General features: G+C 54.0%; 7 protein-coding genes. All 7 read right to left on the bottom strand.

Annotated features, from left to right (window positions below; translation table 11 throughout):
- Genes ACE6ED_RS09005 through ACE6ED_RS08975 form a run of 7 tightly spaced genes read right to left on the bottom strand, consistent with a single transcriptional unit; the run spans position 1 to position 13,200 of the window.
- Positions 1-3,360, bottom strand: a complete 3,360-nt coding sequence (locus ACE6ED_RS09005) for a non-ribosomal peptide synthetase (protein ID WP_410826782.1) — start codon at positions 3,358-3,360, stop codon at positions 1-3.
- A 12-nt stretch (positions 3,361-3,372) separates the two neighbouring features.
- Positions 3,373-5,022, bottom strand: a complete 1,650-nt coding sequence (locus tag ACE6ED_RS09000) for a non-ribosomal peptide synthetase (RefSeq protein WP_410826781.1) — start codon at positions 5,020-5,022, stop codon at positions 3,373-3,375.
- Positions 5,019-6,344, bottom strand: coding sequence for an ACP S-malonyltransferase (locus ACE6ED_RS08995; RefSeq protein ID WP_410826780.1), 1,326 nt, complete (start codon positions 6,342-6,344; stop codon positions 5,019-5,021). The genes ACE6ED_RS09000 and ACE6ED_RS08995 overlap by 4 nt, the downstream gene beginning before the upstream one ends.
- Positions 6,345-6,394: 50 nt before the next feature.
- Positions 6,395-7,534: an acyl-CoA dehydrogenase family protein gene (locus ACE6ED_RS08990; protein WP_410826779.1), complete on the bottom strand. Its 1,140-nt coding sequence runs from the start codon at positions 7,532-7,534 to the stop codon at positions 6,395-6,397.
- Positions 7,534-7,791, bottom strand: coding sequence for an acyl carrier protein (locus ACE6ED_RS08985; protein WP_410826778.1), 258 nt, complete (start codon positions 7,789-7,791; stop codon positions 7,534-7,536). Before ACE6ED_RS08985 ends, ACE6ED_RS08990 begins: the two co-directional genes overlap by 1 nt.
- A gap of 19 nt (positions 7,792-7,810) precedes the next feature.
- Positions 7,811-8,662, bottom strand: coding sequence for a 3-hydroxyacyl-CoA dehydrogenase family protein (locus ACE6ED_RS08980; RefSeq protein WP_410826777.1), 852 nt, complete (start codon positions 8,660-8,662; stop codon positions 7,811-7,813).
- Between the two features lie 38 nt (positions 8,663-8,700).
- Positions 8,701-13,200, bottom strand: coding sequence for a type I polyketide synthase (locus ACE6ED_RS08975; protein WP_410826776.1), 4,500 nt, complete (start codon positions 13,198-13,200; stop codon positions 8,701-8,703).

The following is a 13,200-nucleotide window of genomic DNA, read 5'->3' as shown; positions in this document are numbered from 1 at the left end:
TCATCTTCCTCCCTCTATTTCAGTGCCGGCGGACGCCACGGCGGAAGCGGCTTTCCGGTACCGGCGAAACGCATTTTTTTGCTGCTCCGCCTTCGCCTGAAGCGCCGATGCCGAAGGATCTTCCGCCTCCTCGTTCAAGTACATAGCCAGCGAACGGATAGTAGGATATTTGAACAAACTGATTAACGTCAAACGATCGCCAAACCGTGGATTCAGTAAATCGAGAACCTTGGCAAGCAGCAGCGAATGTCCGCCCAAGTCAAAAAAATTATCATTTACCCCAAAATCGCCGCGCTGGAGCACCTCTTCCCAGACATGGGCAATTTGCTGTTCAGTGGTGGTTGCAGGTCTGTCGTAGACTGAAGACCGGTGTTCTCCCTGCCTATCCGGATCTGGCAGCGCCGAGGTATCCAGCTTCCCGTTCAAATTCCACGGAATCCTCTCCAGTTCAATATAAGCGGACGGCTTCATGTAAGCAGGGACGCGCGAGTCCAGCCATACGGAGAGCTGTTCTGCAGTAAAACTGCGCGGTATCCGCAGCGCATAATAAGCAATCAGCCGAACGTTCGCTTCCGGGTCCATTTGGGTATATACGGCCGCCTCGGCAACTTCAGGGCAAGCGTTCAGATGCTGTTCCAGTTCACCAAGCTCAATCCGGTAACCCCGAATCTGTACCTGGCGGTCTTCCCGGCCAGCGAACAACAGCTCCCCTTCGCTATTCCAGCAGCCGTAATCTCCCGTTAACAGAAGTTTTTCGCCCGGTAAAAACGGATGATCCCGGAACTTCCGGTGCGTGAGTTCCGGAAGATTCAAATACCCTCTTGCCAGCCCTCGTCCCGAGATGCACAGCTGTCCGCGTACCCCGACAGGCACGGGCTGCAGGAGATGATCCAGCACATACACTTGCTGGTTTAGGACCGGCCGGCCAACAGAGGAAGCGGCGCGCTGTGAGGTTTCCGCTTCATGCCTAAAAATCGAATACGTGCTGCATACGCCCGACTCGGACAATCCATATCCGTTAACGATCGTAATGTCCTTCAGATGCTGGACATGCGCTGGACTTAAGTGTTCTCCGCCGCTTAATATCAGCCTTAAGCCGGCGGGCGCTCCCGATTGATTCAGCCGTTTTAACACGGAGGGAACCGTACTCAGCATCGTAACTTGATGTTTCTCCATATATTCGTACAGCCGGGACGGATGCAGTACGGTCTCCCGGTCCGGGAGCGCCAAGGTTCCGCCCGCCGCCAGGATAGGCAGCGATTCGCCGATAAAGCTGGACGAAGCGACCGAAGTAACGGGCAGTAAGCGGTCGGCTTTTCCTGCCTGGTAGGATGTAATAAACGAGTGAACCAGATTATCGATGCTGCGGTGTTCGAGCATCACTCCTTTAGGTACGCCGGTAGTGCCGGAAGTGAAAACAATATACGCAAGGTCCCCTGAATCCGCCATCCTCCCCGTTTCTTCAAACGGTGGACAACCCTGCTGCTGAATCTGCCGTTTTGAGGTTTTTATATCAGCAAGATCATCAAGATGTATACAGTTTTCCCCGGGAAGTCTCAGCTCGGAAACTAACTTCCGGTCACTGAAGATGTAATAGCTGCCCAACTCTTTTAATATGGAATGAATTCGCTCTTTCGGCTGCTCTGGATCGACCGGAACCGCTACACCGCCAGCCTTGGACACGGCCAGACATGCCGCCACAAACTTTGCCGAAGACGGAAGGCATACCACGACCGGCATCTGGTTGACCTCCCCTTTGTCCAAGAGGGTTTGCGTGAGCCGCTTGGCCACACTCTCCAATTCCCCGTAGCTTACAGGCGTTTCTCCATCCAGCACTGCACAATGCTCAGGGTCCTCCAGCGCCATCTGCGCGATCCGGCGAACAAAAGAAATCTGCGGCTCAAGCGATGCCGTCGTAACGTTCCAATCCGCTGTAACCAACCGGAAATGCTCCTCATCCAGGAGATTATGCCGTTCCAGCACTTCCATCGGGTTGGCGAGGACGGAACGGATCAGTTGAATATAACAGGAAATCCAGCGGCGGATGGTCGGTCTTGCGAACAGGTCTGTACTGAATTCGAACGTTCCTTTAAGCACGCCATCCTGTTCCCAGCAGGATACGGAAAGATCGTTTTGGGCAAACCCGGCGTCCAGCGGAATGACCGACAACCGGATACCTTGGATCTCCATCCGGGGTACCGGGAGATTGTCCATTTGAAACATGGTTTGGAATACCGGATGATAGCTTTGGTCTCTGAAAGGATTCAGCTTTTCCACAATCCGGTCAAACGGGACTTGCTGATGATCCAAAGCCTGTATGCTCTCTTGATGTACCTGTCTGAGATATTCCGCAAAAGACAGCCGGCCGTTAGGCTTACTGCGAATCACCACGGAATTAACAAACATGCCGATCAGGCCTTCCAGCTCCGTCCGCGGCCGACCGGCGACAGGTGTCCCTACCAGCAGGTCTTCCGCTGCGCTGTACCTGTAGAGCAGGGTTTTAAAAACAGTGAGCAAAAAGGAAAAGACCGAGACCTGCCCGCTTCTGCAGTAAGCCTGCACCTGTCCATACAGCTCTTCATCCAGCTGAAAATATTCGAGTCCGCCCCGCCCGCTTGCTTCGCTTCTCCTGCCATAGTCCGTCGGCAGTTCAAGCAGCGGCGGCGCCCCTTCCAGCTTATCCAGCCAGAACTGCAGGTCCCGTTCGTATTCGCTCCGGCCTGCCTGCCGTTCCAGCCAATCTACGTAATCCCTGTATTGCAGCGGGAGCGGCTGGAGCCCTGACGGTCTGTTTAATTCGGCCGCTTCATAAAACCGGATAAATTCCTCAAGAAGCACGGACTTGGACCAACCGTCCGAGATGATATGATGCATGGCGATCACCAGCACATGTTCCTCTTCCCCAATACGCAGCAGGGTGAAGGAGATCAGCGGGTCCGCATCCAGCTTCATTGTCCGGGCGGCAAGCCGGGTAATGATCTCCATCGCTGCCGGATTCTCCGCACTCTGAATCTCCTGTTCAAGTGAAAGGTATGTAAAATCCGGTGTTTTGTTATGAGGAATGGCTTGCGGAACGCCTTGCTCGGCTGCGATAGTTACATTTAAAATTTCGTGACGGTCCATTATCCCGTCCAGCGCCGACCGCACACTTTGGATGTTCAGCTTCCCGGTGAGCTTGAGCGCCATTCCGTTATTAAAGGCCGTACTCCCGGGATGCAGCTGCTGCAAAAACCAGATGGCCCTTTGCGCATCCGACAAACCAAACGGCCCTTTCCGCCCTGAACCAGACAGTTCCTGTTGGCCGGGGACCGCAATCCCTTTTTTTCTAAGCAGCTTTAAATACAGCTCATCATTCATCATTACTCCGCTCCCTTAGCGATGTGCGGTAGTCTCTTTCCGTACCGGAAAAAACACGCCCCTGTCCGCTTTCCCGTTCGGTTTAAGCGGGATTTCCTCCACTTTTACGATATGTGTAGGAATCGCGTACTCGGGCAGCATGCGGGCAAGTTCGTTTTGAAGCTCCCGCTGAAGCTCCGCACCGGAACCGGTGCCTCCAACCACGTAGGCCGTCAGAATCTGGTCTCCCGATTCATTGAGATGCACCCCGGCAATGGCGTTGTTAATCCGTCCGCAGCGCAGCAGACAATGTTCAATTTCCCCGAGTTCAATTCTTAAACCGCGAAGCTTGATCTGATGATCTTCCCTGCCTACATACACGGCTTCTCCCTGGCCGGTCCAGTACGCCAAATCTCCCGTGCGGTACATGCGTTCGCCAGCCTCATACGGATTGGGGACAAACCGGGAATGAGTTAATGCCGGACTGTTTAAATACCCCCGTGCAAGCCCGGTGCCGCCAATATACAGCTGGCCTGTTTCGCCAAGCCCGGCGCACGTAAGATCGTCCCGCAAAATATAAAACCGCGTGTTGTCAATTGGTTTGCCGATAGGCACCGGCTGAGTCAGTTCATGGTTCCGTTCGCACAAGTAAGATGAAACATCGATGGTTGCTTCTGTCGGACCGTACAGATTGATCAGCTTAATGTCGTGTTCTTCCGGGAAAACGGTATAAAACCGTCGCACCAGGTCGGCCGGCAGCGCTTCGCCGCTGCAAAACACGTAACGGAGACTGTTCAGCCGCCGGAGGTCAAAGCCGGTTCCGACATATTCCAAAAACAAACGGAGCACTGAAGGAACAAAATGAATGACGCTGATCCCATGCCGTTCAATCAGCTTGACGAACCGGCGCGGATCATTTTCTTTGCCTGAAGGCAGCAGGACAACGGAAGCTCCCGACACCGTCCACCACATCAGCTCCCAGACCGATACGTCAAAGGTGTACACGGTTTTTTGGAACAGGACATCGTTTGACGTGAGCGGAAAAGCTTTTTGCATCCACTCCAGCCGGTTCATAAGTCCGCCGTGCTCCAGGAGCACCCCTTTTGGGTCCCCCGTTGACCCGGAGGTATAAATGAGATAAGCCAGATCATCCGGGCGAAGCACCACCCCGGGATTGCTATCTGGATAACGTTCCAGCTCAAGGGCTTCCAGGGTAATCTGTTCGGTATCCGGATCAGCGGAATGCGAACCTTCCGGATACGGCGAATCTCCCGATTCTGCCGATTGATCCTTAACAAGGACCAAAGCGGCTGAGCTGTCGGTCAGCATTTTGTTCAGCCGTGAAGGCGGCCCGCCCGGATCCAGCGGGAGATAAGCCGCCCCGGCTTTCAAGATGCCGTAGATGCAAACCAGCATGGGATAGGACCGCTGCATTTTAATTGCCACAATGCTGCCCGGCTCTACTTCTCTTTCCATGAGCGCATAGGCTAAACGGTTGGCGTCGCGATTCAAGCTGCCGTAAGTGTAAACCCGGTCGTCATCATAAATAGCGGGCCGGTCTGTTGAAGACGCCGCCGCCTCTTCCAGCCATTTGACCACGGTCAGATCGGCAGAATAGCCGCACGCCGTCCGGTTGAATTCTGCAAGTTGGCGTAACAGGTCTTCATCGTTCTCCAAGTGATTCATAAGCTGCCTCCCCTGGATTCGGATGAACCCTGCGTTTCTGCCAACAAAGGGCCAAGACCGGTTTTATCATGAATTAGCCGCAGACGTTGTTGTCTTTCTGCCTCGGGTGTCCGCTTATCTTCAAATACCGCCAGGAGCATAGCAAATGCCTCACTTAAATGCAGATCCGTAAGTGACAAACGGTTGGCATCAATCTCCTGCTTGGTCCGCTTCACTTGTTCGTACAACCGTAAGGAATGCTGCCCGGCTTCTCCGTTTTGATTATGATTTCGTGTGGTTACCGCATGGGTTAGGCACATTTGTAAAGCTTTTAAGCGTTGGTCTGCCGAGGAGGCAGCGGCCGGATTGGGATGCGCCGCTCCTGTTTCGGCATGATTGTTATTCAGCCTGTATTCCGCTAACTTCACACGGTCTGCCTTTTCATCATGAGCCAAAACCTGAATCTTTCCGGAGCCTTCTTCCGTCAGAAGGGTTTTCAGAACGTTTTGCGGTCCCATCTCCAGAAATAACGACGTCTCTTGCTCTCTCAGATAACGGATGGACTTATGCCATTGCACGGGCCTGAACAACTGCTGTGGCAAATTATGCAAAATTTCATCGACAGACCGGTATGGGAGGCCGGTTACATTGGACAGAACCGGGCAGGACGGCATTCTCCATTGGTATTTTTCCAGCTCACGGGCCATAAGGTCCGCCTGCGGCTTCATTAGCACACAATGGTAGGGCGCACTGCCGAGAAGATAGGTGACTTTTCCGCCTTCATCCGTAATTTGCTGCTCCAGTTCTTTGAGGACCTCATCCATACCGGATACTGCCGTTTGAGAAGATGAATTCAGACATGCCAGGCCGATTTCCCTTCCCGGGCCGTTTAGCCGTGCGCATAAAGCTTCAACCCTGGCGGGGTCCACTTGGTTTAAAATGCTCATGCCGCCGCCCGTATTCTCCATAATTTCTTCCGCGAGTTTTGCCCGGAACTGCACCAGCTTCAGTCCGTCTTCAAAGGACAACGCGCCTGAGCAAATCAACGCGGAATATTCTCCGAGGCTGTGCCCGGCCATATAAGCAGGCTCGATCCCCGTCTGCTCCAAATACAAGCGGAAATGGGCGACACTGGCGGCGCAAATGGCCGGGAGCATCATGCCGATCCGGTTCAATTTCACGGTGCTTCCGTTCTGCATGACCCGGGACAGCTCTACCCCCAAAATACGGTCCGCATCGTCCAGCGTCTGCTTTACGGTAGACGAAGATTCATACAAACTGCGCATCATACCCTTGTATTGGGAACCGGAGCCCGGAAACAACAGTGCCAACTTTACGGTCATTGACATTCCTCCACTGTTCGCTTGAAGATTCAATTACAGGGTTCACAAAGTTATAAAGTAAAGGTTCTTGCGATCTGCAGCTCATGCATTTGTGAAGTGCCTTCGATAATTTCCATGATTTTGGCGTCCCGGTAAAAGCGTTCCACCGGGTTTCCGTGAATACAACCGGAAGCGCCGTGAATCTGCAGCGCGTGATCCGCCGACCGGACGGCGGTTTTGGAGGCATAATATTTAGCGATCAAGGTATCCGTAATGGCGGCAGGGTCCCCTTGTTCGCGCATCTGGCCTGCAGCCGCGCACAGCTCGCGGGCGGCCTTAACCTCTGTAATTATTTCGGTCAGCATTTTTTGCACCAGCTGATGTTTGCGCAGCGGTTCGCCAAATTGGGTCCGTTCATTCGCATACGACAAGCTGTGCTCTAGGCAGGCTTGGGCCAGGCCGACGCTGCCGCAGGCGGTCGTATAACGGCCTTCATCAAGGGCATAGTTGGCCAAATGGGTAAATCCATAACCCACCTTGCCAACCAGTTGATTGGCCGGGACTGCGCAATTTTCGAAATTGAGCTCGGCGAGCATGTTCCCCCGGAGTCCCATCAGCCCGGGCAGCGGGGTGATTTGCAGACCGGGGGTCTCCCGCTCCACCAGGACCGCAATGCCGCGCCCGTTCAGGCGGGCAAACACGAGGAATAAATCGGCCACCTGGCCAAGCGTGATGTATTTTTTGGTGCCATTTAATAGAATTTGGTCATTTTCAAGCACGGCCGCTGTCTCCAGTTTCGCAATATCGCTCCCCACATGGGGTTCCGTTATGGCGATGGCCGGAATAACTTCACCGGAGACAATCCGCGGGAGCCACTTTTCCTTTTGTTCTTCACTTCCAAACCGCGTCAAGGGTTTACAGACCATGGCAAACACGGTACAAGCGTTTTGAACCGAAGCAAAGCCGCGGCCCAGTTCCTCATGCAGAATGCCGAGCGTAGGATAGTCCGTCTCCGATCCGCCGTATTTTTGCGGAATAGACAGGCCAAATAGTCCAGCTTCCGCCATTTTCCGGAAAACCTCCGGCGGGATCCGCTGCTCCCGGTCCATATCGGAAGCGGTGGGAACAACCTGTTCTTCTACAAATTGACGAATGTGTTCTGCGGCGGCAGGTGCAGGGACGGTGGCTGGGATGGTCGCTGTCTTATTCATCAGAGGGACACTCCAGTCTGCTGGTTGCGCTCTATGAGGGACACGATTTGTCTAACCGTCCCGATTTGCTCCATGTCGAGATCGTCATCGTCGATTTCCACCTGGAAATTTTTTTCGATAAACATAATCAGCTGAATCATAAACAAGGAATGGACCAGGCCAAGCTCCATGATGTTTTCGTCTTCACCCAACTCTTTGTTCCGCAGCGAACGGGTCAAAAATTCAATCACCTTTTGTTTGATTTCATCGTGTGTCATAACCGCATACCTCCTCTTTTTAGATATAAGAATAAAAACCTTGCCCCGATTTCATCCCGTGCAGTCCGGCATCCACCATTTTTTTGAGCAGCGGACAAGGGCGGTATTTGCTGTCGTTAAATCCGTCATACAGCACTTCCAGGGATTTAAGGATTGTGTCCAGCCCGATAAGGTCGGCAGTTTGCAGCGGCCCCATTTTGTGGCCAAAACACTGCTTGAATAAAACGTCGATGTCCTCGGCTGTAGCAACCTGTTCCTGCAGCATAAACACGGCTTCATTTACAAAAATCATCATCGCCCGGTTCGTAACGAAACCAACCGAGTCGTTGACTACAACACATTCTTTGCCCAGACTCTGCAGAACGTCTCGGGTAACGGTTAAAGTTTCTTCACTGGTGTGATGCCCGCGGATCACTTCTACCATCGATTTCAGGGGCACGGGGTTCATGAAATGAATGCCCACTACCCTATCCGGATTCTGAACCAGCGAAGCCACCCGGGTGATGGAGATCGCGGAGGTGTTCACCCCCAAAATGCAATCAGGCGCACAAATCTTGTTGAGTTCTTCATAAACTCCCCGCTTGATGTCCCAATTTTCGGTCACGTTCTCCACAATAAAAGAGCACGGCTGCAGATCTGCCAAAGATGTTGTAAATTGAATGCGGTCCAGCACCGTCTCTGCATCTTCTTTAGGAGCTGTACCCGTCATCATTTTCTGAAAACGAACTTGGCTGCGGATTTTATCCTTTGTCCGTTCCATTTGTTCTTCCGAGCGGTCAACCACAATCGTCTTGTAACCTGCCTGAGCAAATACCTGTGCCACACCGCTGCCCATCACTCCGGAACCTACCACACCCGCAATGCGATTCATCCTATCATCCTCCAACTGAATCCGAATCGGAATTCCTCTCATTTCAGCTCTTCCAACATCAGCTTCTGGTACTCCCTGAAGGAAACAGCAATTTCCTCCAGCACCTCCCGACTCCCCCATTCCCGTTCCAGCCCGCCAAGCACGCCGCTCACCGTCGGGGATTCCAGCATGGTGCTTAAGGGAAGCTCTACACGAAACACATCTTTGATGCGCGACAACAATCGGATCAGCAGCAGCGAGTGACCGCCCAAATCGTAAAAATGATCCTCTATCCCCACCGGATGTACACCAAGTTGTTCTGAAGCCAGTTCGCAAAGTACCTTTTCCGCTTCCGTGACCGGATGCAGACAGGGTCCCAAACGGGGAGAACGTTCCAGGAATCCGACTGGGCTTGCCAACGGTCTGGGGCTGACGGGGCTGTTTCGGTCCGCTTCTAATCGCTGCCGTTCCTTATTTTTTGCCCTGTCCCTGAGGGGAGCCGCCGAAATAACCGCCCGGCTCAGCTGGTCCCGCAGCGCCCACAGCTGCTTATACGTGGACACCGCCTCTTCCTCTGTAATGCCCGTAACCGGATACGCTCCCTTGCGGATAAAATCCCGGTTAACCGGCGCCCAGGTGATAGCGGAGCCGAATTTGCTAACGCTTAACGCGTCGTTAACACTTGCACCTGCTGCGAGTCCGCATAATCCATAACCGCCCACCACAGAAGCGAGGGAAGAAAGAATCCAGCCGAATCCCAGCTCGGCTCCGCATGCAGCGAGGCAGGCGTTTAAGTGCTTGAACACCGTAATGTTGTTATTCCACTGCGAAATCGCGTCCTCCGCATCCTCCCTCTCTTTTAGCGTTCTAATGTCCGTCCAATCCAGGGCCGGCTCGAAAATGATGCCGTCAATCCGGCCGGTCAATTCTGCAGCATTTGCTACCGCTTGTTCGATCTCGCGGAGATTTTCTCCCGCTGAACGCAGAACCGAAACCTCCTTGCGGCTTGCAAGAAATTGGAGCAGATTTGGATCTTCCGATGAAGAGAGATACAAAATGACCTGTCTGTCCTCCATTTCGGCCGCGGCTGCCGCTTCCTGCATCGCAGCTATGGCTTCGCCGGAGTCCTTACCCGCTTGATCCGCCGCATAGGGGATGGGCTCAAACTGCCGGACCAGCCGGGCCGTTCCCCGGTAGGCAACCAGACCGTCCTCATCCTGCGACGTGATTTCCTGCTCAAGCCGCGCCGCGAGTTGTTTACCGGATAGGCCGTGTACATCAATGATTTTGCAGCGGTATCCGGGAAATTCGTGCGGGATCGCCAGCAGCGGACCCATCATAGCCGCACGGATCGGTTGAGTGTCTGCGGAACCGTAGACGTCGGCAATTCCGGAGGCGGCTACATATAACTGCAGTCCTTCGCTGAGGACTTGATCACCCAGCGCGGATAGGAGATGGAGCAAAGAGACATATCCGTGAACGTGATCATCCGTACTGCCGGACGTTTGTTGCGGCGGAGATAATGAATCAGCCTCCCCTTTTTCCTCCAGACACCAGCCATGAAGCAAACAATCGATACCTATTCCTTCCCGCGTTAGTTCTTCCGCCAGCTTCAGGAAATGATCCTTTGAAGCGGGATTCAGCGTATAGGATTCAGGACCATTTCGGCTGAATGCTGCACCAGGCTGAACTGTAATACATCTGTCTCCGTTTTGGCGCATACGAACTGCATACGGGCCGAGATTGCCGGAGATCTGCAGGATCAGCCAAACGGCTGGACGAAGATCCTTTTTTGGCTTAAGTTCGGGCAGAGGTATTGGTTTCCATACGGGTTGATACAGCAGAGCTCTGCCATGATCTTTGCTTTCGGCCTTTCCAGTTGCACTCGCTTGTGACGGTGACGGTGACGGCGGCATATAAGTTTGACGGTCAAAACAGTAAACAGGCAGCGGGATCCGCTGACGGCTGACTTCTGTATGCAGTGCCTCCCACGTAACGGCAGCACCCTGCAGCCATAGGCTGGATAAACTCTCCAGGAAGGAATGGCGTTCCGTCTCCGAACGGGAACCCAGTGTAGACAAAACAAGCCGTTTTCCGTCCGCTTGGGCTTCGATTAAGCTGCACAATGTTTTGCCGGGACCCACCTCAATAAAAATATTGCGTTCGTCGGCCAGACAATGGGCCGCAATGGCACTGAAACGAACAGTACCCCGGAGCTGATTTACCCAGTAATCAGGATCCATGGCCATCTCGCCGGTGATCAGTTCACCGGTCAGACAGGAATAAAACGGTGTTTGGGGCACGGACAAGGTTTTTCCCCGAACGACGGCCCTAAACGGTTCCAGGATGTCATCCATCATTGCCGAGTGAAAGGCGTGCGATGTATTGAGCCGCCGGTAAAACACCCCGCGTCCCTCCCACTCTGCTTCTCTTTGAGCCAACTCCGCCTCCCCGCCGGAGAATACGCAAAGTGATGGGGTATTTACCGCAGCAAGCGAGATTTTGCCGCTGGTGTACAAAGAGGCTTCAGATGGCGGAACCGCGGCGGCCACCATTATGCCGTCCGGGGCGGACTGCATGAGACGTCCCCGGGCTACCACAATATCCAAAGCATCCTCAAGCCGGAACACTCCGGCAAGCGTTGCCGCCACATATTCACCGATGCTGTGCCCCGCCATAAGCGCCGGCTTGATCCCCAAGCTGATCCACAGCTTGGCCAGAGCATACTCCAGCGCAAAAAGTGCAGGTTGGGCCAGCCAGGTCTGGTTAAGCTCGGACAGGCCGGGTCCAGATTGAGCGGAAGAATCGTCTTGATGGATAAGAAACTTCCGGATATCGGTTCCCAGCTTTGGAGCAAGCATCTCCGCAAGCTTGTCCAGCTCTTGGCGAAATACGCTGTATTCGTGGTACATTTCCGCCCCCATGCCCGGATATTGGGAGCCCTGCCCCGTAAACATAAACACGGGTTGTTGACCGCCCTGAATCTGGTTGGATGGCATCATCACGGCATTCTCCGCCAACCGGCTTAAGCGTTGAGCCGCCTCCTCCGTGCTTTCCGCCATGCATACCGCCCGGTAATTGAATTGCCCTCTTCCCACCTGGAGGGTATAGGCGGCATCGGCTAGATTCACATCATCCTGACGCTGAAAATAGGCCGCCATATCGCGCAGGCTGTTTTGAAGCGAAGCCGCGCTTTTAGCCGAAAACGGCAGGATCACCATGCCTTTTGCAGGGGAAGACAATCGCCGCGGCGGCGCTTCTTCAAGAACCAAATGCACGTTGGTTCCGCCCACCCCAAATGAACTGATCCCGGCACGCCGCGGTGCGCCTTTCCGCTTCCAAGGGAGGGGCTGGCGGTTTACATAAAACGGGGAGTGCGCCATTTCCAGCAGCGGGTTAGGCTCCTCAAAACCCGCTGTTGGCGGTATGGTCTCCCGCTCCAGAGCGAAAACCGTTTTAATAAACCCGGCAATGCCAGCCGCCGCATGAAGGTGACCGATGTTGCCTTTTACGGAACCGATGGGCAAACGTGCCTCCCGCTGACCGGCCAACTGTCTTAAAGCTTCAAACTCAATGGGATCGCCCACTTTAGTGCCCGTTCCATGGGCTTCAATATAACCGATTGTCGAAGGGTCGATATCGGCAAACTCCCAGGCCGAGCGAAGGACCTCCTTCTGGCCTTCCAGGCTGGGCGCGGCAAACCCGACTTTTCTGCGTCCGTCATTGTTGCTGGACGATCCTTTGATTACCGCATGAATGTAGTCCCCGTCCTGTACAGCATCCGCCAGCCGCTTCAGCACAACCGCCCCGGCGCCTTCACCAAAAATCGTGCCGTCAGCCCGGCTGTCGAACGGCCGGCATACCCCGCTTTGCGAGTGGATTTTGCCTTCTTCATAGAGATAACCCGACAAGCTGGGCTGCTCCAGCGTGACGCCTCCCGCTACAGCCAGATTGCAGTCTCCCAGCAGCAGCCCTTGGCAAGCAAGATGAATAGCTGCCAAGGAAGTCGAGCAAGCCGTATAAAGCGTATAACTTGGCCCTGACAGGTTCAGCTTGTAGGAAATCAGTTGGCTTAAAAAGTCCTTGGACGAAACGATGCCGGTCTCCAGCACCTCCTGGCTGCTGCCGCTTTGGGACAAATGGCGGCCGGTCCATTCGATATCCAGCGGTGCGCCGGCGTACATACCGATTTTTCCGTCATATTGATCCGAATGATAACCTGAATGCTCCAGTGCATGATATACGCATTCATGGAACAGACGGATTTGGGGGTCCATGTTTTCGGCCTCCCAGGGCGCATAGCCGAACAACGCCGCATCAAAATCGTAAACATTTTTAATGTAAGGTTTGGCCTTTACATAACGGGGATGTCTGACGGTGTGCTCCGGCACCCCATGCGAGATCAGTTCCTCCTCTTGAAAGTAAGAAACTGCACTTGCCCCCTTCATTAGGAGCTCCCAGTATTGCTCCAGATCATCGGCGCCCGGGAACCTGCCGCTCATGCCGATGACGGCGATCTCCAGCCCGGTTTCCCGGCTGCTAACTTCCTCGTTGTCCAC

Source organism: Paenibacillus nanchangensis (assembly GCF_046543445.1).
Lineage (GTDB): Bacteria > Bacillota > Bacilli > Paenibacillales > Paenibacillaceae > Paenibacillus_AQ > Paenibacillus_AQ nanchangensis.
This window is presented reverse-complemented; position numbering and strand designations above follow the sequence as displayed.